Source organism: Parasporobacterium paucivorans DSM 15970 (assembly GCF_900141895.1).
In the GTDB taxonomy this organism is placed as follows: domain Bacteria; phylum Bacillota; class Clostridia; order Lachnospirales; family Lachnospiraceae; genus Parasporobacterium; species Parasporobacterium paucivorans.
Window position 1 is genome coordinate 85,802 of sequence record NZ_FQYT01000007.1, and the last position, 23,138, is coordinate 108,939.

General features: G+C 38.6%; 21 protein-coding genes. 17 read left to right on the plus strand and 4 right to left on the minus strand.

All coding sequences use genetic code 11. The annotated features are described in order from the left end of the window. Nucleotides 1-211: 211 nt before the first annotated feature. The 10 genes from BUA79_RS12785 to BUA79_RS04490 all read left to right on the plus strand — a co-directional run bounded on the left by BUA79_RS12785 (nt 212) and on the right by BUA79_RS04490 (nt 10,613). Nucleotides 212-337, plus strand: a complete 126-nt coding sequence (locus BUA79_RS12785) for a hypothetical protein (protein WP_278308903.1) — start codon at nt 212-214, stop codon at nt 335-337. Nucleotides 338-430: 93 nt separating this feature from the next. Further along, a complete protein-coding gene (locus BUA79_RS04450; protein ID WP_073993156.1) occupies nt 431-1,810 on the plus strand; it encodes a glycosyltransferase family 2 protein in 1,380 nt (459 codons plus the stop codon). Next, a complete protein-coding gene (locus BUA79_RS04455) occupies nt 1,811-2,773 on the plus strand; it encodes a glycosyltransferase family 2 protein (RefSeq protein ID WP_073993157.1) in 963 nt (320 codons plus the stop codon). 13 nt (nt 2,774-2,786) lie between these two features. Next, entirely contained in the window at nt 2,787-4,040 is a 1,254-nt protein-coding gene (locus tag BUA79_RS04460) for a hypothetical protein (protein WP_073993158.1), read from the plus strand. Nucleotides 4,041-4,045: 5 nt separating this feature from the next. Beyond that, on the plus strand, nt 4,046-5,029 hold the full coding sequence (locus tag BUA79_RS04465; RefSeq protein ID WP_073993159.1) for a hypothetical protein: 984 nt from the start codon (nt 4,046-4,048) through the stop codon (nt 5,027-5,029). A gap of 18 nt (nt 5,030-5,047) precedes the next feature. Continuing rightward, nucleotides 5,048-6,502 carry an oligosaccharide flippase family protein gene (locus BUA79_RS04470; protein ID WP_073993160.1) on the plus strand — a complete coding sequence of 485 codons (1,455 nt, stop codon included), beginning with the start codon at nt 5,048-5,050 and terminating at the stop codon, nt 6,500-6,502. 31 nt (nt 6,503-6,533) lie between these two features. After that, nucleotides 6,534-7,646, plus strand: a complete 1,113-nt coding sequence (gene glf / locus BUA79_RS04475) for a UDP-galactopyranose mutase (RefSeq protein ID WP_073993161.1) — start codon at nt 6,534-6,536, stop codon at nt 7,644-7,646. A 54-nt stretch (nt 7,647-7,700) separates the two neighbouring features. Next, entirely contained in the window at nt 7,701-8,573 is an 873-nt protein-coding gene (locus BUA79_RS04480; RefSeq protein WP_073993162.1) for a beta-1,6-N-acetylglucosaminyltransferase, read from the plus strand. Next, nucleotides 8,570-9,703 carry a polysaccharide pyruvyl transferase family protein gene (locus BUA79_RS04485; RefSeq protein ID WP_073993163.1) on the plus strand — a complete coding sequence of 378 codons (1,134 nt, stop codon included), beginning with the start codon at nt 8,570-8,572 and terminating at the stop codon, nt 9,701-9,703. The genes BUA79_RS04480 and BUA79_RS04485 overlap by 4 nt, the downstream gene beginning before the upstream one ends. Before the next feature lie 7 nt (nt 9,704-9,710). Then, nucleotides 9,711-10,613 (plus strand): glycosyltransferase, encoded by a 903-nt coding sequence (locus BUA79_RS04490; protein WP_073993164.1) that lies wholly within the window; start codon nt 9,711-9,713, stop codon nt 10,611-10,613. Between the two features lie 346 nt (nt 10,614-10,959). On the opposite strand, the gene BUA79_RS12450 is transcribed toward BUA79_RS04490, so the two are convergent. Beyond that, the gene (locus BUA79_RS12450) at nt 10,960-11,133 is read right to left on the minus strand and encodes a hypothetical protein (protein WP_178138531.1); all 174 of its coding nucleotides are present in this window, start codon (nt 11,131-11,133) and stop codon (nt 10,960-10,962) included. A 128-nt stretch (nt 11,134-11,261) separates the two neighbouring features. Here BUA79_RS12450 and BUA79_RS12965 point away from each other — a divergent pair, with 128 nt between their 5' ends. The 6 genes from BUA79_RS12965 (at nt 11,262) to istB (BUA79_RS04520) (ending at nt 17,878) form a co-directional block, all read left to right on the plus strand. Beyond that, a complete protein-coding gene (locus tag BUA79_RS12965; protein WP_073993165.1) occupies nt 11,262-11,990 on the plus strand; it encodes an SEC-C domain-containing protein in 729 nt (242 codons plus the stop codon). A gap of 74 nt (nt 11,991-12,064) precedes the next feature. Continuing rightward, nucleotides 12,065-13,381, plus strand: coding sequence for an O-antigen ligase family protein (locus BUA79_RS04500; RefSeq protein ID WP_073993166.1), 1,317 nt, complete (start codon nt 12,065-12,067; stop codon nt 13,379-13,381). Nucleotides 13,382-13,519: 138 nt separating this feature from the next. Then, a complete protein-coding gene (locus BUA79_RS04505; RefSeq protein ID WP_073993167.1) occupies nt 13,520-14,599 on the plus strand; it encodes an LCP family protein in 1,080 nt (359 codons plus the stop codon). Between the two features lie 66 nt (nt 14,600-14,665). After that, entirely contained in the window at nt 14,666-15,184 is a 519-nt protein-coding gene (locus BUA79_RS12455; protein ID WP_073993168.1) for a hypothetical protein, read from the plus strand. A 419-nt stretch (nt 15,185-15,603) separates the two neighbouring features. Beyond that, on the plus strand, nt 15,604-17,130 hold the full coding sequence (gene istA / locus BUA79_RS04515; RefSeq protein ID WP_094757312.1) for an IS21 family transposase: 1,527 nt from the start codon (nt 15,604-15,606) through the stop codon (nt 17,128-17,130). Continuing rightward, the gene (gene istB / locus BUA79_RS04520) at nt 17,120-17,878 is read left to right on the plus strand and encodes an IS21-like element helper ATPase IstB (RefSeq protein ID WP_073993170.1); all 759 of its coding nucleotides are present in this window, start codon (nt 17,120-17,122) and stop codon (nt 17,876-17,878) included. The genes istA (BUA79_RS04515) and istB (BUA79_RS04520) overlap by 11 nt, the downstream gene beginning before the upstream one ends. 201 nt (nt 17,879-18,079) lie before the next feature. On the opposite strand, the gene BUA79_RS04525 is transcribed toward istB (BUA79_RS04520), so the two are convergent. Next, nucleotides 18,080-18,922, minus strand: coding sequence for an AraC family transcriptional regulator (locus BUA79_RS04525; protein WP_178138533.1), 843 nt, complete (start codon nt 18,920-18,922; stop codon nt 18,080-18,082). Between the two features lie 232 nt (nt 18,923-19,154). On the opposite strand from BUA79_RS04525, the gene BUA79_RS04530 reads away from it, so the two are divergent. After that, a complete protein-coding gene (locus tag BUA79_RS04530; protein ID WP_073993172.1) occupies nt 19,155-20,519 on the plus strand; it encodes an MATE family efflux transporter in 1,365 nt (454 codons plus the stop codon). Between the two features lie 237 nt (nt 20,520-20,756). On the opposite strand, the gene istB (BUA79_RS04535) is transcribed toward BUA79_RS04530, so the two are convergent. Then, the gene (gene istB / locus BUA79_RS04535; RefSeq protein ID WP_073993173.1) at nt 20,757-21,491 is read right to left on the minus strand and encodes an IS21-like element helper ATPase IstB; all 735 of its coding nucleotides are present in this window, start codon (nt 21,489-21,491) and stop codon (nt 20,757-20,759) included. Further along, complete coding sequence (istA, locus tag BUA79_RS04540; protein WP_073993174.1) at nt 21,488-23,002, minus strand: IS21 family transposase; 1,515 nt, start codon at nt 23,000-23,002, stop codon at nt 21,488-21,490. The genes istB (BUA79_RS04535) and istA (BUA79_RS04540) overlap by 4 nt, the downstream gene beginning before the upstream one ends. Nucleotides 23,003-23,138 lie beyond the last annotated feature (136 nt).

Sequence of the window (23,138 nt, forward strand, 5' to 3'; positions counted from 1 at the left end):
GTTGCCGTAAATGTGACTTTCCGCACGCATGATGTATTAAATCATATGGTAAACTGGAATTTTATCCATCGACTTGATGAATTGGGGGGTATCAGTAAATTAATACGTTAGAAATATAGAAAACAGTGATAATGTTACAATTGGTGCTAATAGTACATTTCTTCACAATGTAAAGATGGGCTCTAATGCCATTAGTGTAGCAGGAAGCGTTATGACTAAAGATGTTCCAGAAGGAGCAATAGTGGGTGGTAACTCTGCGTGGGTTATTGACAAGTATGAAGATTTATTAGCTAAAAGGGTAGATGCTGATGTGCCACCAAAAGAATCAATTAAATGAATTATCAGGTGGTGCTGGGAGAACGATTCAAAAAAATGATAACGAACATTGTTTTCATGAACGATGACATTGTACTTGAATAAGGAGAATAAGATGAAAATAGTATCATTTACTATGGTAAATAATGAAAGTGAGATTATAGAGTCGTTTATTCGGTACAACTATAATTTTGTGGATCACATGGTCATTATTGATAATGGATGCACCGATAGTACGATTGAAATAATTAATAGGCTCATAAGTGAAGGCTACAATATCACTGTTCATGATGAGTCTTTGGAAGCTTATAACCAGTTCAGACTTGATAATAAATATTTACGCAAAACAATAGACGAATTGAAACCGGATATAATCTTGCCGTTAGATTCTGATGAGTTTCTTACAGGAAACGAAAACCCTAGAAGGATACTGGAAAAATTAGCTTTAGATAGAATCTATTATATACATTGGCAATGGTTTGTCATGACAGATAAAGACGACCAAGATGAAGTATTTGTTCCACGAAAGATGAATTATTGCTTTTCTAAACCTGCGTGGAATTATTCGGATGGTACTCCAGTAACAAAAGCGATTATCCCGGCAAAATACTTTGATGAAATGAAACTTACGCTTTCAATGGGGCATCATACGGTATTTGGAAATGACAAGGTTGAAATAAAAGAAATAGATAATCTTCGATTAGCTCATTATAGAGCAATTAGCGAATTGCAGCTAGTTTCAAAAACGAGTTGTTACACGATGCGAGATATTGCAACAATGGAGAATAATTTTGAAACAGCTCAAAGAACCAATCAAATGGCAATGATAGAACGCGGTGAAAATATGAGGACTACCGCTGTTGAGGCTTCTTACGGAGGCTATGAAGGTGAGGTAATATATAATCCTATTGATTTGTCTTTCTGTAAGCCAGAAACAATTAATATGAAGTATGCAGCACTGGCAAAAGAGAGCCTGGTAAAAAGAGTAATAAAAACTGGACAAGAAATGGCTGTCCGTGCATATAACTCTGAAAGAGAAAAAAGAGAAAAAGCCTTCTTAAAACCAATTGTTGTGTGGATGGATGGAATAAGAGGAAAAGAATGTATTTTTCCGAATCCATCAAATAAGATTACTATACTTGCCGAATTATTTAATGTAAGGGGATATCTTACTACTTGTCAGGAGATTAAGTTTTTAAAAGCAAATTATAGATTAATCGTAACCCCGGATGTAGTTAAGTTTTTGCCACACCAGTATATTGTTTTACCAAATACAGTTATATTTGAAGAGGTTAAAGAGCAACTGGTTAATATTGGAATAGACCAGAAAAAAATAATTTCGGTCAGAGACTATGAAAAGAAGCTAGGAATTATCAAAATGATGTATTGCTATATAAGATTGGTTCCAAGTGTAACCAAACGAGTATATGCCTATTTTAAGAGAAATGGTATTAAAACTACTGTAAATAAAATAAAAAGTCGAGTGAGGAAGTAAATGAAACTGAGTGTAATTGTTCCCGTGTATAATGCGGAGAGTTTCTTACAAAAGAATATGATGACAATTGTGGAGCAATTGACACCTGAAACGGAATTAATATTGGTTAATGATGGCTCAAAAGATAAATCTGCTGACATATGTGAGCAACTGTGTCAAATAAGCAACAATATTAGAGTAATACATAAAGAGAATGGTGGAGTTAGCTCAGCAAGAAATAAGGGGATAATTCATGCCCAAGGAGAGTACATAACGTTTGTTGATAGTGATGACTATGTTGCAAATGATTATATTAGAACAGTTCTTTCTCTTATTAAAGAGCCGATAGATATTGTTTTCTTTGGCGCTACTATTGTGGGGGAAGATAAGCAAATCAATCTTCGGCCGTATTTCGAAGATAAACAATTACCTGATAGGAAAGGTTTGGATGATATTTATACGTTATTATTTACGTGTAGATTAAATGAGCCTTGGGATAAGATATATAAAAAGAGTATTATCGAAACCTTCAACATTAGTTTTCCGTTGGGAGTAAATTTAGGAGAAGATTTAATTTTTTCTTTGCAATATATCACATACGTACGGTCAGCTAAAATGATAGGAAAGATGATTTATTGCCACACTATTAATCCAATCGGCTTGGGACAATCGAAGGTCACAATGAATACAGTTCGCTATCATGATTTGACTTTTTCAAAAATGCTTACAGTACTAAAAATGTTGCATCTCTCCGAGCCCCATTATCAAGAGAGTTATGAGACTATGCTTCAGATTATAACAAATTGCTGTGGTAAACTGTCAAAACAAGGATATACAAATAAAAAGATCTATGAATGTGTTAAAAAATACGGTTGGTATAGCGAAATGATGAATAGACAATATACATCGAAAAAGAGTAAGTTGAGAAAGAGACTGATGAGTTGGCGAATGTATCGCTGTATTAGTTTTACTTTTAACCATTAAGGAGGTAATATAGTTGAAAATTAAAGTTAATAAATACTGCCTTCTTCTGTTTTTGATGATTGTTCTAGAGCTGGATTGCTTTTACTTGATTAATCGTTATACTACATATTTCTTGGGGGTTAGTTATATTGATTGGTTATTTCTATTTCGTATAGGTCTTGTTGTATATACATTTATTAATCATAGAAGTGAGTTTACTACATCGACTCTTTTGAAAGCTCTTCCGTTTGGCGCACTATTATTAATGATTTCTAGTAGCATAGCGGGATATTTAACATATGGACAATCTATATTTAGTGGAATACTGGCTCAAAGAGATTGGATTTCTTGCATGTTGCTGTTTTATCCAATATATATTTGGATAAAGCGAAAAAAAATAACTGTAAGACAGGTGGTTAATACGCTTGTTGTGTTTGCGGTTATTTACATTCTAATATGTTCAGTGCAGTATCTTTTGATTGATAGGGTTACTTTTTTATACACAAATATTAATCAAAGATATGGTGGCCATAGGTTAAGATTGAGTAGCTGTTTTCTTGCGATTATTTCGGGCTTTCTTGTTGATAACCTTATTGGAAGCTATGGAAAACGTAAAGACAAAAAAATATTTTTGTTAGTTTTGATGGGGTATTTCTTTTTATTAGCAGTTGTTACAAAAGGAAGAATGGCTACATTAGCAATGGTAGGATCTATTACAATATGCCTACTACTAAGAAGAGCATCTGTATCGAAAAAAATAGTGAGTATAGTTGTAGTTTTAATTGGTTTTTTCGTTGTTATTAATAGCCAAATTGGTATGGATGCGTTAGATATTGTGTTTGGATCTGGAACAGGCTTGAGCGCAGACACGATTTCTGTTCGTAATGTTGAAAAAGAATATTATTTAGATATGGTAACTCAAAGCCCCATGCTATTAATATTAGGATACGGTTACCCTTCTACTGCTGAAATAGCACAATCAATAAGTAGTCCAACAATTGGATATTGGACATACTACACAACCGATGTGGGTCTTGTAGGAAATTTGTTTTGTTATGGGTTATTGGGAATATTATGGTTTATTATCTTGTATAGAGATATATTTGTAAAAGGATGGAGAATACACAAACAAACAACAAGAACTTGCTATCTACAATTTTTCCTTATTGACATAATTGGGTGTTTTTCACTATGGCCGCTGTGTTTCAATTTTTCAATTGCGCTTCCAATTTTAATGGCAATGTTAGATTACGAGAGCAATTTCATATTAGAAAAAGATAAGGAGTAAGTAATATGATTTATGTAATGTGCCCTGCAAATATTAAAACGGGCGGAACAGAATTACTACATCAATTGGTGTATCAATTAAATAAACAGAATAAGGAAGCAGCAATAGTCTATACGGGTGAAACAGAAGGGAAATCACCCATGCCAGAAGCTTTTTCTGAGTATGTCGCAACTTATCTGTTGTCCAAGGATATAGTAGATGAGCTGGATAATATTTTGGTTGTATCAGAAGTGGCTTGCGATAAACTAGCAGAATTTAAGAGAATTAAGAAGTATATTTGGTGGTTGAGCGTGGACAATTATGTGGCTCGTGATGGGTTTGCTGGGAGGATGCGTATTCAAGGATTTAAAACTGCACTTAGTCTAATGATGAAAGGAAAAAGCACTCATCTTAGAAAATTTGTTAAATTAGCTGATATGCATTTGTGTCAGTCCTATTACGCAATTGACTTTATTCAGAAAATGGGTATTCCGGAAGCATCTATCGCTTATTTGTCAGATTACATTAACGATATTTATGTTTTGCGTGAGAATCAACTTGATAGACAATTGAAAAAAAAATATGTGCTTTATAATCCGGCTAAAGGATTTGCATTTACCCAAAAATTGATAGCGTTAGCACCAGAATTAAACTGGAGACAAATACAAAACATGACCACAGAGCAGGTTATGAACCTTATGCAAGAAAGTATGGTATATATTGATTTTGGTAATCATCCTGGTAAAGATCGTTTTCCGAGAGAAGCTGCTATTTCGGGATGTTGTATTATTACGGGACGACGTGGTTCGGCTGCATTTTCTGAAGATGTAAGGATTCCTAAAGAGTATAAATTTGATGAAAAAGAAGATCAAGTGGAAGAAAAAGTCATTGCCAAAATTAGAGCTTGCTTAGATGATTATGCCACAAATGATAGCAAATTTGAATCTTATAGAGAATTTGTCAGAGCTGAAAAAGTAGCATTTGCAAGTGACATTAGTAGAATTTTCTGATGGAAGGGGAGGAAGTGTATGAAACGTAGTATCAAGCTGAACTATATTCTAAATATGAGTTATCAGTGTTTGACAATATTAATCCCGTTGAGTACCACTCCATATTTGTCACGTGTATTAGGTGCAGAAGGTGTAGGCGCCAACAGTTATGTAATTTCGATGGCTTCATATTTTACATTGTTTGCAATTATGGGATCAGGTACTTATGCTCAAAGAAAAGTAGCGAGTTATCAAGATGATAAGCATATGCGCTCGGTTGTTTTTTGGGATGTGCTACTTTTTAGGGTGATAACTACGGTTGTTGCTAGTTTGAGTTATATTGGCTATTTGTTGGTGTTAAAGCCAAATAATCTGTTAATTTCTCAAATATATCTAATATACATACTATGTGTTGCGTTCGATGTTACTTGGTTTTACCAAGGGATGGAAGATTTTGTGACTGTTGTTGGTAGAAATTTGTTGATACGGATCGTTAATGTCGTAGTGATATTTACTTTTGTAAAAACGTCAAGTGATCTCCCAATATACTGCTTATCGTTTGTTGGATTAACAATAATGGCTAATATTTGGACCCTTTTCCTTATGCCTAAATATATCGAGAAAGTTGCAATCAGCGAGGTTCGCCCATTTCGTGAATTGAAGGATATTTTGGTCTTATTTGTTCCAACAATAGCAATACAGATGTATACGTTATTGGATAAAACAATGATTGGTTGGTTTTCAACTGGTTCAGCGGAAAATGGTTATTTCAATCAAACAGAAAACATGGTAAAGATGTGCTTGATGGTGATTACTTCATTATGCACTGTTATGCTGCCGCGAATGTCAAAATGGTTTGCCGAGGGCAATAAGAATCAATTTAATTATTATTTGAAAAAATCATATTCATTTGCGTGGTTGTTGAGCATTCCGATGTCTCTCGGAATGATAAGCATAGCAACTACCTTTGTTCCTGTTTTCTTTGGACCAGGTTATGATAAGTCTATCATTCTTATGTATATCTTAGCCCCTATCATAATTGCCATAAGTATGAGTAGCATTACTGGTAATCAATTATTATTACCTAGCCATTTACATAAAGAGTATAATATCTCAGTTATCACCGGTGCATTCGTAAATTTAGTTATTAACCTAATTATGATTCCAAGATTTCATTCAATCGGAGCCGCTGTTGGAACTTTGGTAGCGGAGGTTCTTGTTTCGACCGTTCAATTAATTTTATGCCGAAAAAAAGGTGTACTTGAGTTTAAGACTGTATTTGGAAGTGCTTCTCGATATTTGCTTGCGGGTGGATGTATGTTTGTTGCTCTTCTGTTTATAAAACGATTTTTAGAGATTAATGCATTAGGATTGATTGTTCTTATTGTAGCGGGTGGAGTTATATATTTAATAGCGCTTCTTGCTATGAAAGACAGTCTCGTTGTAGATACCTTGCATTCAGTTTTGGGAAAGAGTGATGAAAGAAAAAAATAATATGCAGATTTGATAAGTGGAGGATGGCACAATGTACGATTATTTAGTTGTAGGCGCCGGTCTTTATGGTGCGGTGTTTGCCTATGAGGCAAAGGCACATGGTAAAACAGTGCTTGTATTTGATAAGCGCCCGAATATCGCGGGCAATGTTTATACAGAGAAAATTGAGGGTATTCATTTCCATAAATACGGAGCCCATATTTTACATACGAACAATACTAAGGTATGGAATTATCTTCAGGAGTTTGCGACCTTTAACAGATTTACAAATTCTCCCGTTGCAAACTATAAGGGTGAGCTTTACTCAATGCCCTTTAACATGTATACCTTCAACAAGATGTGGGGAGTTGTAACCCCTGAGGAAGCAGCTGCAAAGATTGAAGAACAGAAGAAGGAAATCACAGGTGAGCCTCGGAATCTTGAGGAGCAGGCAATCAGTCTTGTTGGAAGAGATATCTATGAGAAGCTTATAAAAGGATATACTGAGAAGCAATGGGGACGTGACTGCAAGGAGCTTCCTGCTTTCATCATTAAGCGACTTCCTGTAAGACTTACTTTTGATAACAATTACTTCAATGCACTCTACCAGGGCATCCCTATCGGTGGTTATACTAAGATGGTTGAGAACATGCTTAAGGGTATAGAAGTAAGATTAGGCGTTGATTACCTTGAAAATAAAGCAGAATACGACGCACTTGCAGATAAGGTAGTTTATACAGGTCCTATAGATGCATACTTTGAATACAAGCTCGGAACACTTGAGTATCGTTCAGTGCGTTTTGAAAACGAGATTCTTGATAAGCCGAATTTCCAGGGAAATGCTGCAGTCAACTACACAGACTTCGAAACACCATGGACTCGCATTATTGAGCATAAATGGTTCGAATTTGGCAAGGATGAATCTGGCAACGATCTTCCCAGAACCATCATCAGCCGTGAGTATTCGTCTGAGTGGAAATCGGGAGATGAGCCTTACTATCCTGTTAATGATAAAAAGAACGGAAGTCTTTATGCAGAGTATAAGAGGCTTGCTGATGAAGAAAAGAAGGTCATCTTTGGTGGACGTCTCGGCGAGTATAAGTACTATGATATGGACCAAGTTGTTGAAGCCGCATTAAAAATGTCAGAACTTATTCTGAATTAGTTAGTATCCACAGATTTATGAGATGCAAATGATTATAAAAAGCGAGGAGATTCTATGGGAAAACATGCATATCTGATAATGGCTCACGGAAAATTTGATCAGTTAAAGATCTTGCTTGATCTACTTGATGATCCTCGTAATGATATTTTTTTGCATATTGATCGTAAAGCTCAGTTTGATAATGATATGTTACTACCTAACCTTAGATACTCGAAAGTTTTTATCGTGACAAGAACGTCCGTAACTTGGGGGGGATATAGTCAGATTAATTGTGAGTTTCAGTTGATAAAGAGAGCTGTAGAATACTTTACTTATGATTACTTGCATTTATTATCTGGCGTTGATCTTCCGATAAAATCACAAGATGAAATTCATGACTTTTTTTCTAGGAATAGTGGAAATGAATACATGGAGATTGTGGCATCAGAGTCACAAAATGAAATAGAGAAAAGATGCAAATATTATTGGCTGTTCCAAGAACAATTGGCACGTCATGAAAAGATGAATATATATAGAGTTATAAATTGGATTGGTATTAAAATGCAGCAATTCTTGAAGGTTAAGCGAATTCCCGAGAACATAAAGATTAAAAAGGGAGCAAATTGGTTTAGTATTACAGGAGAACTGGCTAAATACATTATTTCTCAAGAGAAAAATATTGAAAAATGGTTCAGACATTCGGTCTGTGCTGATGAGCTGTTTATCCAAACGATAGCTTATAATTCAGAATATCGAGGAAATATCTCAGGAGATAATTTTCTGCGACTTATTGATTGGGAACGAGGAAATCCATATATTTTCCGTCTAGAAGATTATCAGTTAATTAAAGATTCTGAATATCTTTTTGCGAGAAAATTTGATTTGGATGTAGATAGTGGTATTGTTGAGATGATTTCTGCTATCACGAAAGGTGGAGAAGTAAAATGAAGATTGGTATAGTAACATTTCATGCCTCATTGAATTGTGGGTCCATGTTACAGGCATTTGCATTACAAAATATATTAAAAGAAAGATACGGCGCAGATGTGGAAATAGTTGATTTTTCTAGCAGAGGTCAAAGACAAATGTATAGTGTAGTTGATACACACCTCAGACCGCGTGTGCTCAAGAGAAATCTGCGGGTATTTCCTTACCGTAAAGAGATCAGAATTATGCAGAACGATTTTGAAATCTTTAAAGGCAAATATTTCAAGTTAACACCGAAATTCTATAAATCATTTTATCAGCTGAAAGAACTGCATGATAGATACGATTTATTAGTTGCAGGTGGTGATCAGGTTTGGAATATTCGATGCCGCGACAATGATATGGCATATTTTTTGGCATTTCCGACTGCGGCTCGAAAGATATCGTATTCACCAAGTTTAGGGGCCGTGAACATTAATACTGCTAAGAAGAATCTTGCTCAATACAGAAAGTGTTTAATGGAGTTTTCTCATTTGTCAATTAGAGAACCGAATGGAAAAAAATGGCTGGAGCAGTTAACGGGTAGAGAGGTTAAGATAATTGCTGACCCGACAATGCTTTATGTTCCCGATGATTGGAGACGCCTTTTGCCGGTACAACAAATTGAAGAAAAGTACATTTTCTATTATGCCTTTAATTATGGAAATAAAAGGATTAATAAAGCTCTCCAAGAGGCTTCGAATAAGCTCAAAATGCCCGTATATGTGATTGAGAGAAAAGAATGGAACATATGTGGTCTGGAAAAGTATGGCTTTAAACTGTGGGAGAAGGCGGATCCATTGGCTTTCGTGAATATGATTAGTAATGCTGCTTATGTAGTAACGGATTCTTTTCATGGAACAGTATTCTCCTGTTTGTTTAATAAGCAATTTTGCAATTGCAGACATAATATTGTTCAGGATAAAGATGATGATCGTTCCAGTTCATTGTTAAGTGTCTTGGGACTCGAAAGTCGCTACGTGATTGGAGAAGAACTAAAGGCTGAAGATTTGATGATTCCAATTGATTATGATTCGGTAAACAGGATGATTGAAGACATTCGGAAAGAGGCATTCTGTTACTTGGATTCAGCTGTCTTAGAGAAGGGATGATGACCATATGAATAAAGCAGAGACAGCAATTATTGTGTTGAATTATAAAAAATACGAAGATACGATAAAGTGCGTTACCCAACTGCTTTCTTTAGATGTAAAGCTCATGATTGTTATTGTTGATAATAATTCACCGAATGATTCGTTTTCTGTTTTATCTGATACATTTCAATGGACGGAATCTGTTCATTTGATTAAGACAAATAAAAATGGCGGTTACTCATACGGAAACAATTGTGGAATAAAAAAAGCATTAGAAATCAATCCGGATTTGGAATATATTTCCATAATGAATCCGGATGCATTAGTAACTGATGAACGAGTATTCACAGATATGCTTTTTGATTTTGAAAGAGAAAGTTCTTCCGCTGCAATTGCGCCTTTAATGATTGAACAGGGTGCAATTCAAGAAGAGAGAAGTGGATGGTTAATTCCGAATGCCTGGGATAGAGTATTTGCAAGAACAGTATTCGCAAGAAAAAAGAAAAGAAATGCAAAGATGAAAGGACCATACAGAATTGTAGAGGCTATACATGGAAGCTTTTTCATTGTAAAAAGACAGGTCTTTCAAGACGTAGAATACTTTGATGAGAACGTATTTTTGTATGGGGAAGAAACAATACTTGGAATTAAAATAAAACAACTTGGCAAGAAAGAGCTAATAGATACTAGATATAAATACTATCATAATCATCAATACAGTATAGAAGATGAATCTAAGGTCATTCAAAATGGAAAGATTATGTATTCGTCTCTCCGATATTTATTTTTGAAGTATTATAACCCCTCGCGTCTTGCTAAAATGGTATTTATACTTGTACAGGGATCACTGTATTATGTGTATTATCCAATAAAGTTACAAATGAAAAAAGTTCTATATCAAGGCGTAGCACGGGTGGAAAAACGATGAGTCATTAGAGGATGCTCCGGTCGCACACTCCCTTCGCGAGGGTGCCTGACCGTGCGTCCAGCTAAGGGCGTATAATCCGATGGATGGAACTCCCATCAAGTAAGCTGCTAATCACAGCACTTGAAGCGAGTCTTGAGCCGGTAGCGGTAATATTACAGGTTAAGCGTAGACAGTTCTGTACCATAATTGCCAGTATGGGTCTGACACCATTTAACCGGACAGTCCAAAAGCATCTGAAATAATCGCAAACAAAGACTGCTACAGCAAGACTTCCAGAAAACGCTCAGAATCTTTCCTGCTGATAAATCAGAGCTGTTGTCCGGTGTATAGGGGCCAGCATTTTTGTCTAACAATAAAAAAGCACCCAGAATGAAATGAATTGCTCATTCAAGGTGTACAGTGTAAAATAAATAGGGATAAAGGTGAAAAAAACCTCGCGGGGTCTTGTGCCTGTAGTGCGGATGTCTTCCAGCAGATCATTTAGTTGTGCGTGATGTTTTAAAAGTCCTGCTTTAGCCATAACCCTCCTCCAAAAGTGAAAGTATATCACAATCGGTGGAGAGTGCGAAACAAGTTATTTGTTTAATGTACATGTTGTGTCATGACTTGCCGGATCATTGAATACCAATTATTGAATGGAGTAACGCGATGAATAAATTAATAAAATATATCATAGCACTGACAAACCTATATGGTTTGGTCCACAAGAATAAAGTGCTGGAGATTTATAACAGCCAGAATGAGGATCCAATCACCATTGAGGATGTGGAAGCCTATCTCAGCAAACCAACAAAAGATCTGGGAGATTCATTCATCCAAATTCATAAAGACTATTTTGTCAAAGAGATTATTTTGGAAAACAAGGAATTTGATTTGATGCTGAGGAAGAAAGCAGACAAGCCGTACTATGTTCCTGGAGAGGATGAACTCCTGAACTATGTGGATGAATTATACTTTGAAAGGAACAGGCAGTATACTGCTCTGCTCAAGTTTGTGGAGAAGAACTTCTTTAAAGAAGGGGATGAGAAGGCAGAATGGCTGTGTGATGACATTCAGGGTATGTGCCAGTTTGGAGTGGGTATGCAGACCATCCTTGATGCCTTTAATCAAAGACAAATCCATTTCAAGGACCAGAAACAGGTCAGCGATGTTATGAATCTTATTATGGATCTACTCAATAATGTCCGGATATGGGAGAATAACGGTCATACACCTAATGAAATCCATGAGAAATTTGAGAAGCCACATTTAAGACCCCTGCCGGTTAAGCCCTTTGAGTTTGGCGGAACTGATACCAGGAGGGAAAAAATCGGCAGGAATGATCCATGCCCCTGTGGCAGTGGCAAGAAATATAAGAAGTGCTGTGGAGGGAAGTAGAAGGAGGATATAAATGGGGTTGTTTGAACGATTAAAGGAACCGGTTTTCCTGAAGGACAAGGAGACGGAAGTATATGAAAATGCAAAATGAGAAATTTGAATTTCAATCGGTTATAAAATTTTGGCTGCTCGTTTTTGCATCAGTAACACCTCTACTGTATGTGCCAATCGGAGGGACGCTGAATTCGTATTTCCCGAAACTGGTTTTCCTGATTACAATATCCGTCTTTTTAGTGGCATCCATTATACTGTTTAGAAAACAGGCGCACCCCTTGTTTGAATTTGACACAGAGAACAAATTTTTGCTGGCTCTCTATATTCTGCTTATTATTTCTACATTCTTCGCATTGGACAGGACTACGGCTATTTTTGGCTCTACGGTTCGCTTTGAAGGACTGGTGGCATTAACGATTTATTTTTTTGTTTTTTCGTGTTCCCGGAAAATAGAAACACTCGGTAAGAATTTCATTCTGATTATGATTTTAACTGGAACCATAATTAGTATTCATGGAATCCTGCAGGTATATGGATTTGACCCTGTGCCCGTACATTTTTATGCTGAAATTCTTGTCAAAATGCATTCATCTTTTTCTTCCATGGGGCAGCCCAATCATCTCGGCACGTATTTAGTGCTGCTCATCCCTTTTGCAGTGTATGTGTACATTGAAAAGAAACATGTTTTAGGATTCTGGTTTTACAATATTATGTTTTTTGCCCTATTGTGCACGAATACGAGGGGAGCCTGGATCGGTTTTTTTGTTAGTTTATGTATATATTTTATCTTTAAAGTGAAGAATCATAAAACAACTGGGGAGGAGAAAAGGAAAACACTTTATGTTATTTCTGCATCCGTTTTATTGCTTATACTATTTTCGCTGACGAATGAAAATAGTTTTGGAGCAAGATTTATTTCAATTTTTCTGGATTTTTCAAAAGTTGCGAAAGATGCGGATGATGCAGATGGTGCTGGTTCAGGCAGGATATACATCTGGAAAAAGGCGATTGAATTAATAAAGGCGAGACCTTTATTTGGCGTTGGGCCTGATAATGTATCTGTTGCTCTCAGGACATTCTATGAAAAAGATGTCTTGAAGAACTGCGGTGAAATTGGGTTTTATAACTGGAGCAAAGTGCATAATGAATATCTGCAGACTGCAGTAACGACGGGGATTCCATCCCTGCTTGTCTATATCGGTTTTGTGGGTATTATCTTAAAAAAGGCGACTTCAAGAATCAGACATTCCGATATTTATCTGCCATTGACAGCTTCTTTGACAGGGTTTTATGTAATAGGATTTTTTAATAACGAAGTCATCATGTTTGCCTATATATTATGGATGTTTCTGGGGCTTGCGTGTTCAAAAAAGGTAATAAGTTTTAAAAATGGGTAGAAATCACAGAGTGAAATTGATACAGTATATATTTGCGTTGAAGGGATATACCATTAAAGCACTAAAATCATTGATTAATTCAATGAAATAGAGCATAATAAAAAGAAATTTATTCATAACCAAAAGGGGATTATAGCAATGAAAGAAAAAAAGACCAGCAATAAAAAGAAAATCATGTTTGGGGTATCTGCTATTGTTGCCCTGGTAATCATAGCAATTACGGGAACATATGTTGTAGCACATTATTTTCTGAATAAAGTGAATTATGAAAATGTGGAGGGGTATGAGATAAAGGAGACATCTGATTTGGATGAGGATGAAGGAACAGGTCTTCCAGAGGCGGATCCATCTGATGTGGCTTATTTAGAGGGGTTGATTGATGAGAATATAAAAAATGCAGCGCTTGCGGACAGTAAAGATGTAAGGAATATCCTGGTGATCGGATGTGATACCAGGACACAGGGTGGTGGCGGCCGTTCGGATTCGATGATCTTGGTGTCCATTAATACAAAAACAAATCAAATCATATCTACTTCTTTTTTACGGGATATTTATCTGCAGATTCCGGGATTGTCTGCGAAAAACCGCTTGAATGCAGCTTACAGCTATGGAGGCGCCGGCCTGTTGATTGATACCATAGAGCAGAATTTCAAGGTTAAAATTGATAATTATGTGGCAATTGATTTCTTTGCTTTTATGGAAATAATAGATGCAACCGGAGGCGTGACTCTAAACGTCAGTGCAGCCGAAATCAATGTAATGAATAATTATATTAGTGAATTAAACAAACTGTTGAAGCTTTCTTCAAACGATGGGAAGCTAACGGCTGCAGATGCAGGTACAATTCATTTAAGCGGAAAGCAGGCACTGGCCTACTCAAGAGTACGTTATGTGGGGAACGCTGATTTTGAGCGGACATCGAGACAACGAAAAGTAATGGAAGCGACTTTCCAAAATGTTGAAAACCTGGGTCTGACTAAGCTGATGAGCTTGCTTGATGATTTGCTGCCAGCTGTAACGACGGATATGCCAGAAAGTACGATGCTCAGACTGATGATGGATATGAAGGATTATAAAAATTATGATATTGTACAGTGGAGCATCCCTTATGAGAACAAGTATACCAGCCTGAATATAAGAGGTATGCAGGTGCTGGGCATAGATTTCAACGTAAACATCAATCAGCTGCAGACGGCTATTTATGGAACTGGCAACTAGAAAATCACCTTTTACTTATTTGCAAATAATTCCAACGTGCAATCACAAAAAATGGGAGCAAAAGGCATGAAAGAGAAAATTGAAAAGTTTATTCGAAATTCATCAGAGACAACTAAAGCTGCAGTAATAGCTACCAGTGCGGTAATAATAGTAGGAATTGTGTCGGTGTCAATTCATGCAGCAAGAGGAAATGATATCGAGGTTTCTGCATTGAAAGAAACTACTACTGTAGCGACAGAGGAGTCTGTGGAAGAAGTTACCATCGTGGAAGAAGCTGCCATTCAAGTGGAAACAACTGCAATAGTTGAAGAGTCGAGTATTTCCAAAACCACATTACAAATTAAAAATGTTAAAAAAACGAATTCAACAACTGCAAATTCAACGGAAGTGCAAACCACGGCCATGGCACAGATGGAGAATAACAATATTATAGAACCTGTAGCAGGAGAACCCGCTGTCGCAGAAGAACCTATTGTGGAGGAACCTGTTGTTGAAGAACCCATTGTTGCAGAAGAGCCAGTCGTGGAGGATCCTGTAGTTGAAGAGCCAGTCGTGGAGGATCCTGTTGTTGAACCGGGCACTTGACACTGCCCCTAAAATCTAAGACGTTTTAATTAATTTTGGATATTCCGGCAAAATAGTGCACCGTGTGATTGTTGAAGTGGATTTATATTCGCATCCCGATGTCCGTATACCAAACATGCTGGATTTTGAAGTCATCAAAGATGAAGACAGGCAAATGCAGTTGCCTGAGTTTTTGGGGATACTAGGCCAAAAATTTAAAAAACTACAAGTTTTTCGGTGCGACTAATTAAAGGATGTTGTCCGATGCGGCGGAGTGTTTGTTGTAAGATAAATACGTAGTAAGTTGCGAGAGAAAAATCCATAGTGTTGCAAGTTGCATTTTCCATAATAATGCAAAAAATCCATTGCAGGCACCAGTACAGTCCTATATCCTTGTATCTGACCAAAGAAAACAGGGAGGACAATGGAGAATGCTCACAATGGATCAAATACATGATATCAGATTTCGCTACTTTGCAAAAGGAGAAAACATCTCACAAATCGCAGCTGCTTTAAATCTAGACTGGAGGACCGTCCGTAAATATATCGATCAAAAAGATTTCAACGAACCGCTTCCAAAACCTGCCTCGGAACAAAGATTCTGTCCAAAGCTGGATCCATATAAGCCAGCCATTGATGAATGGCTGGAAGCTGATAAGTCAGCACCCAGAAAGCAGCGGCACACAGCAAAGCGTGTCTACAACCGTTTAAAAAAAGAGGTGGAGCTGTTTGACTGTTCCTATCGAACTGTTGCTGAATATGTTGCTCATAAAAAGAAGCTGATTTACGCGGGCAAAAAGGATGCCTACCTTCCGCTTGAGCACAAACCCGGAGAAGCCCAGGTTGATTTTGGAACGGCACAGTTTTATGAAAACAGCAAATGTATTATGGGGAAATACCTGGAAGTATCATTTCCCTGTAGTAACAAGGGATACCTGCAGCTGTTTTATGGAGAAAACTCGGAGTGCCTCCTGGAGGGGTTGGATGCCATCTTCCGACATATTGGCTGTGTCCCTCATGAATTATGGTTCGATAATACAAGGAGCATTGTCTCAGAGATTATCCATGGTGGGGGCAGGAACATAACGGAAAAATTCAGTCGTTTTCAGGAACATTACAACTTTCGGGCTGTGTTCATGAATCCGGGCGAGGGGCACGAAAAAGGAAACGTAGAGAACAAAGTCGGGTACCACCGCAGGAACCTCCTGGTGCCGGTACCGCACTTCATTTCCCTTTCGGATTTCAACAGCCAGCTTCTCACCATGTGTGAAGAAGATGCAGACCGCGAACACTATCGCCATAACGAAACCATAGAGGAGCTGTTCCGGTCTGATCTGAAAGCCTGCCACCCACTGCCCATTATCCCCTTTGACCTGACAGGACGCACCACGCTGAAGGCCAACAAATGGGGAAAGGTCTATTTAAACAAAGGCCTGCATGAGTATTCGGTTTCCCCCAGGCATGCCGATACGACCGTCAGCGTAGTGTTCACATCATCCCTGGTGATTATCCAGGATGAGAACTACCGGGAAATCGTCCGTCACAAGCGTTTGTATGGAGCGTTTAAACAACAGCAGATGGACTGGCTGCCATACCTTAAGCAGCTCTCCGTACGCCCCCGTGCTTTGAAATATACAGGCATCTATGAGATGATGCCGAAGACAGTGAAAGAATACCTTGATTCCTGCTCAAACAAAGAAGTAGGACAGGTGCTGAAGGTGCTTGCCGAACTGACCGAACATACCGGTTTTGAAAGTGCCGTAAATACAGTAAAACAGGCAGTACAGTATCAGGCAACGGATAGCGACAGCCTTAAAAACCTTTACCGAAGACTGTACTCAGATGTACCCGAACTTCCTCCGATGCGGCTGAACCAGGGGATTCCGCAAATGGCACAGATACAGGCAAACCTCATTGCATATGATGCATTCCTGGGAAGAAAGGAGGGCATCGCAAATGTTAGATAACGAGATTTCCGAATGTTGCAGGCGGCTCAGACTGAGCCGCAACCTTGCGGAAAGAGCCCAGTTTTCCGAAGGCAGAAGCCATCAGGAGTACCTCTACAACCTTTTGTCATCCGAACTGGAGTATCGAACGCAGACCCGGACAGAAAAGTTGGTCAGCAGTGCTGGGTTTAATGCCGTTAAAACTTTCGATGGATACCGTTTTGATGAGATAACCCTGCCATCCGATCTCACTGTAGAAAGCCTGAAATCCCTGGTTTTTATCCATGAAAAGAAAAACCTTATCATGTATGGAGGCACAGGCACAGGAAAGACTATGCTGTCAACAGCCCTCGGCATATCCGCCTGTAAACAGGGGATTCCGGTAAAGTTTTTCCGGACGGCAGCCTTGGTGAACAGACTTTCAGAGGCAAAGAAGGCAGGTACATTAAGCGCCTTCCTGAAAAAGCTGAATAAGGCGGAGGTCATCATCCTGGATGAATACGGTTACGTCCCTTTGGACAGGACCGGTGCGCAGCTGCTCTTTGAGATCATATCGGACTGCTATGAGCAGAAAAGCATTATACTTAATACGAATCTCGAGTTTTCAAGGTGGGCAAATATCCTTTATGATGAACAGATGACAGCCGCGATGCTCGACCGGTTGCTCCATCACTGCCATCTTTTGTTATTCCCCGGTGCCAGCAATCGAATGAAGGAATCCAGCATCAACGATCTGTACCGTTCCATATCCGAGAACGCAATAAAGTAACCGTTAACCAGCCTGCAATTCAGGATTTCTGCTGTATAAAAAGGAGAAATCCTGTCTTGCAAAACTATGGAAAATGCAGAGTGCAACGTTCTGTATTTTCTGCTCGCAACTTTTTGGAACTGGCTCTTGCAAAAAACAGCGGAGCTACCTGATATTGAGAGTTACTGCGCCTGGTCCACATCCAGTCCCCATCCATTCCTGTCATTTTAATGCGGACTCTCCCGCATGCCGCAGTCGAACAGACTTCCGGTATTCATTTGGTGTATTTCCTGTAAACTTTTTAAATTGCTTGCCAAAGTAGCTGTGATGGTTAAACCCGCAGTCTGCAGCAATTTCAGATATGGATCTGTCTGAAACAGAAATTTGTTTAATGGCTTGTTCCAGACGATATTCAATCAGATATTCAAATGGTTTTTTGCCCAGTACCTTTCTGAAGCAGCGGAAGCATTCGCTCTTACTGATATTGGCGGATTCTGATATATCAGTTATTGAAATATCTTCCGAATAATGTGAATGGATATACTCCATCATTAGTTTTGTCCGTCTTACGTCTGGCGGGCTTTTTTTTCTTTCCCCTTTTAGTGATTCGCCCAGATTGGTTATTATCTCTAGCCACGCAAGACAGATATTATTATGATATTGCAGTTCATAACTAAATGTAGGGTTTGCTTCCAAAATGCTCAGAGATTTTATTGCATCCAGAATTCGTCGTTGCCATGGAATCTTGCCGTAAAGACCCGTGCCCGGAAATCCGCTGTTTGCAATAAAGGGAGCCACACAGTTTTGATAAACCAGGCTGTGCGGAGCCATAATGAATTCTGGTGAAAATGCAACAGCGAACATGATTGCATCATCACACTCGAGATCAGGTTCCGCGCTGTGCATCGTACCAGAGTTTATGAATACGCCATCACCTGTACTCAAGATAATGCACTGTTCTCCGAGATAATACCGAACGGTACCCTGAAGAATAACGACTAATTCCAACTCCGTATGCCAATGCCAGTTTAGCCTGTTGTTTAATAATCTCGAAAATACATCCATAAAACACCTTACTGGGAATTGTGGAGTCCCATATTGTAATATGGATTGCAGATTAGAATCTACATCAATATAAGATACATACATGTTACAACCTCTTCTTGGCGATATAATTATACTTTCCAGTATCATTGTAGTAGAATTACAAAAAAAATGATATTATAATTCTACCATGTGTGAAATTCTAAGTCAAAAGCATATTGCCGGGATATCATTAGAAAAAGAGGAAATCATCATGGAAAAAACTAAATTTTTTACTAGAGAAAAATCGTTTTATAGCACTCTGTTTCGCCTGCTTATTATTGTTGGATTACAGAATATTGTCTCCTATAGTGTTAATATGACTGACAATATTATGCTGGGCAATTATGGACAGGATGCATTGGCTGGAGCTGCAACGGTAAACCAGATTTTTTTTGTTGTGCAACAGTTTGCATTGGCAATAGGAGAAGCCTTGGTAGTGCTTGCATCCCAGTACTGGGGACAAAAACGTCCGGAATCTATCGGTGTACTTACCGGCATCGCCTTAAAACTTGGGGTAATCTGCGGTGCTGTTATATTTATTGTTGTAACGGTAATTCCTGTTCAGGTACTTACCATATTTACAAATGACCCTGCCATTATTGCTGAAGGAGCTGCTTATTTATCAATAATGAAATATACATTTATACTGTTTTTCATATCATCTATCCTTATGTCAGCCCTGCGCAGCGTGGAAACAGTCCGCATTTCCTTTATAATCTCAGTCATAGCATTAATTGTGAACGTAATGATTAACTACGTTCTTATCTATGGCCGGTTTGGAATGCCAAGACTTGGAGTCAGAGGTGCAGCCATTGGAACCTTGGTAGCAAGAATTCTGGAGCTTACAATTGTAATATTTTATATCTTATTTAAGGATAAAAAACTCAATCTGTTTAAAACCAACTTTTTGAAAAGAGATAAAATACTTACAGCCGATTATACAAAGATAGCTATCCCTGTTATCCTTTCACAGGTTTTATGGGCGGTTTCCGTGCCCATGCAAACAGCAATTTTGGGACATCTTTCCTCTGATGCAATAGCTGCAAACTCTGTTGCAACTACTTTCTATCAGTATCTAAAGGTAATAGTGGTTGCTCAGAGCTCTGCATCAGCAGTAGTCATAGGAATGGCAATAGGAAGAGGTAATATGAATGAAATCAAAGCACAAGCCCGTACATTGCAAGTGATTGACGTTTTAATTGGTATTCTTTTAGGCTTAGGACTTTTTCTTCTTAGAGGACCGCTGCTTAGTTTCTATAGCCTTGCAGATACAGCGATGAATCTTGCGGATATGCTCATTATTGTCATGAGTATTATCATGGTTGGAATGTCTTATCAGATGCCTGTCAGTATGGGTGTGATACGCGGTGGTGGAGACGCCAAATTTGTTATGATAATGAATATGGTAAGTACCTGGGTTATAGTTATTCCATTGTCTTTTATGAGTGCATTCTGGTGGCATTGGTCAGTTGTAGGCGTAGTAATCATAATACAGTCAGACCAGATATTTAAATGCCTTCCTACCTTTCTGCGAGTCAGAAAATATGACAAATGGATTAAAAAACTTACAAGGTAGCGTAGCACAAGGTAGCGTAGCAAGGTACCTGACACCATGAACAAAGTGTGAACAAATTGTTATTGCATGATTACTCTGAAGCGGTAGTTAGGCTATTTTTCCATTACTTTCAGTTAACTTATTGATATCGATATCGTAGTTTTGGCGGTAAATCATCTGAAGGCATGCCCACATTTCTGTTTTTTGCAATAGCAAAGTGTAACGAATTGCAATGCAAAAGTGTAACACCCCTCCGGGTTATTTAGTTGCCGAATTCTTCATAAGGGAATGCTCAAATCTCCAGCTGTCCCGGTCAAAGACAATCAGATGGCTGTGATGTACCAGCCGGTCTATCAAGGCGGCAGTCAGCTGGTCATCATAGAAGATACCGTTCCACTTACTGAATTCTATATTTGTTGTAATGATCAGGCTGCGTTTTTCATAACAGTCTGCGATTACCTGAAATAATAACTGGGATCCTTCCGAATCAAACGGAAGATATCCCCACTCGTCACATATCAGCAGATCCAGCTTGCCCAGACGCTTTAATACTTTCACCAGGGATCCGTTTGATTTCGCATCCGTCAGTTCATTGACCAGAGTAGCTGTTTTATAGAACTTCACTTTCTTCCCCTGCATACAGGCCTCTACACCAAGTGCCGTTGCCATGTGGCTCTTGCCGGCACCGTTTCTTCCGTAGAGTACGAGATTTTCCTGAAGTCCTATAAAGTCGAGGGACTTTAAGGTATCAATGGTCAGTGTGTTTGGAATTGTGATTTTATCAAACTGATAATTCTCAAAAGTTTTTATGTTATCAAAACCAGCCTGCTTCAAGTGGAGATTCCTGCGTTTGTTGTTTCGGTAGTCGATCTCTGCATGAAGCACTTTGAGCAGGTAATCCTGGTTTGTATCACCCGTTAAGTCGACGGCATTCTCTGCAAAGGTAGTGCTTAGCCGCAGTTCTTTGCAGCATTCATATAGTTTCTCTTTCATCGGGAGAGGGCCTCCTGACGAAAGAGATTATCATACTTATTGTTATCCGGTTTAAAAGCCGGCATCTGGATGATGGTGCTTTTCAGTTGCATTGGTTGCAATGGCTGCACATTTGAGGTGAGCGTGCGATAGCTGGCAAGAATGCTGGCAGCATCCTGGACTCCATTGCTCAACGCAAAATTCAGCGCTTCAGACGCGGTACGCATATCATGCTTAGCCAGCATGGTATAAAGAGAGTTAAGACCTTTTCTCTTTCCTTCTAGATCCAGTCTGCCCAGATATTTTCTCCAGTTATCAGGCAGCTCTTCATAGAAGGTTGTGTATTTCAGTGCGGTTGGCCGCTTTGCCATTAATTCGATATAAGGCAGCCATTTCATGGATTCTTTTCCCTTCCCATAAAGACGTGGGTGATCCATGATAACTTCATAGGACTGGTTCAAGAGATAGACTTTGTCACTAGTGGCTCTTATATAAACAGGCTCCTTCACGTGTTTAGGAGAAGAAGAATACAGATTGTCATCAAAGGTCACCTTGGCGTATTTATCTGTAATTCGGGACGTGAAACAGCAAACTTCGAAAGGAATCGCATTCAGAGGAAGCATGGCTTTTTTATCTTCTTCGAACAATATATCAATCCCAGTCCCCTTTGCATAATGAGTTCTGGCAGCATCTTTTTCGCAGGTCTCAAACAATTGAACGTTAAATTGGCCAAAATCGAGAATCGTTGGGACCGGCACAAACATGTTTCTGCGTTCGTAACCAACTTTATTTTCAACATTTCCCTTTTCCCATCCTGCGGCACCGTTACAGAATACCGGCTCGATATGATAGTGTGTCATGAAGCGTTTGAATCCATCCGTCATGGTCCGGTCATGCCCCTTGCCCATGTGGGCAACTGCAGTGGAGAGATTGTCAAATACCATGCGGTATGGGACAAGTCCTATATATTCGAAGATGTTTTTCATTCCCTGAAGCAGGCATTCCTGGTTCTCACCACCGAATATCTGGCAGTAGGCTTTGTTGCTGTGAGGAAAAGAAACGGTTAGCTTTAAGGCATCTATCATTTCTCCAAGATTGTTGCAGTAAGAGAAATGTCCAAAATCCACCTGTGCTTCACCCGGTGGATGATAGAGCGGTAGGTACGCCTTCTGAGAAAATTTGAATATTTCTTTTTTCTTTTCAGACACATAATACTGAACGGTGCGATATTTTACCTCTAATTCGGCAGGGTATTCTTCCTGCAGCCGGGTATAAACACGCTTGGCTGTATGACGTTGTTTGCGTGGTGCTTTCAAATCCTCCATAAGCCACCCATCAATAACCGGTTTAAGCGGATCAAGCAGAGAGGGCAGTTCCTTCGGTGGATTCAGGGGCAGGTTAAAGTCCTCCATATCCAGGTATTTCTTGACAGTTTCATAATGATAACCTGTCCGTCGCATGATTTCTCTAATGGAAACGCCTTCACAATCATGCATTCGTTTGATATACTTGATATCGTCCATTGATAACATTCCTTCCTGTACCTCCTCAAGTTCTAGTCAAACTCAAGGATAGCGGTTTGGGAGGGGTGTTACAATGGTTTTTTGCATTTTTAGGTGTTACAGTTTGGGACTGCAAAACGTTTCAGATTAATTATGCAATAAACAC

Bases quoted from the DNA above. Each gene is read 5' to 3' on its own strand.
- BUA79_RS12785 (WP_278308903.1), top strand. From the start codon at position 212: ATGACTAAAGATGTTCCAGAAGGAGCAATAGTGGGTGGTAACTCTGCG.
- BUA79_RS04450 (WP_073993156.1), top strand. From the start codon at position 431: ATGAAAATAGTATCATTTACTATGGTAAATAATGAAAGTGAGATTATA.
- BUA79_RS04455 (WP_073993157.1), top strand. From the start codon at position 1,811: ATGAAACTGAGTGTAATTGTTCCCGTGTATAATGCGGAGAGTTTCTTA.
- BUA79_RS04465 (WP_073993159.1), top strand. From the start codon at position 4,046: ATGATTTATGTAATGTGCCCTGCAAATATTAAAACGGGCGGAACAGAA.
- BUA79_RS04470 (WP_073993160.1), top strand. From the start codon at position 5,048: ATGAAACGTAGTATCAAGCTGAACTATATTCTAAATATGAGTTATCAG.
- glf (WP_073993161.1), top strand. From the start codon at position 6,534: ATGTACGATTATTTAGTTGTAGGCGCCGGTCTTTATGGTGCGGTGTTT.
- BUA79_RS04480 (WP_073993162.1), top strand. From the start codon at position 7,701: ATGGGAAAACATGCATATCTGATAATGGCTCACGGAAAATTTGATCAG.
- BUA79_RS04485 (WP_073993163.1), top strand. From the start codon at position 8,570: ATGAAGATTGGTATAGTAACATTTCATGCCTCATTGAATTGTGGGTCC.
- BUA79_RS04490 (WP_073993164.1), top strand. From the start codon at position 9,711: ATGAATAAAGCAGAGACAGCAATTATTGTGTTGAATTATAAAAAATAC.
- BUA79_RS12450 (WP_178138531.1), bottom strand. From the start codon at position 11,133: ATGGCTAAAGCAGGACTTTTAAAACATCACGCACAACTAAATGATCTG.
- BUA79_RS12965 (WP_073993165.1), top strand. From the start codon at position 11,262: ATGAATAAATTAATAAAATATATCATAGCACTGACAAACCTATATGGT.
- BUA79_RS04500 (WP_073993166.1), top strand. From the start codon at position 12,065: ATGAAAATGCAAAATGAGAAATTTGAATTTCAATCGGTTATAAAATTT.
- BUA79_RS04505 (WP_073993167.1), top strand. From the start codon at position 13,520: ATGAAAGAAAAAAAGACCAGCAATAAAAAGAAAATCATGTTTGGGGTA.
- BUA79_RS12455 (WP_073993168.1), top strand. From the start codon at position 14,666: ATGAAAGAGAAAATTGAAAAGTTTATTCGAAATTCATCAGAGACAACT.
- istA (WP_094757312.1), top strand. From the start codon at position 15,604: ATGGATCAAATACATGATATCAGATTTCGCTACTTTGCAAAAGGAGAA.
- istB (WP_073993170.1), top strand. From the start codon at position 17,120: ATGTTAGATAACGAGATTTCCGAATGTTGCAGGCGGCTCAGACTGAGC.
- BUA79_RS04525 (WP_178138533.1), bottom strand. From the start codon at position 18,922: ATGGATGTATTTTCGAGATTATTAAACAACAGGCTAAACTGGCATTGG.
- BUA79_RS04530 (WP_073993172.1), top strand. From the start codon at position 19,155: ATGGAAAAAACTAAATTTTTTACTAGAGAAAAATCGTTTTATAGCACT.
- istB (WP_073993173.1), bottom strand. From the start codon at position 21,491: ATGAAAGAGAAACTATATGAATGCTGCAAAGAACTGCGGCTAAGCACT.
- istA (WP_073993174.1), bottom strand. From the start codon at position 23,002: ATGTTATCAATGGACGATATCAAGTATATCAAACGAATGCATGATTGT.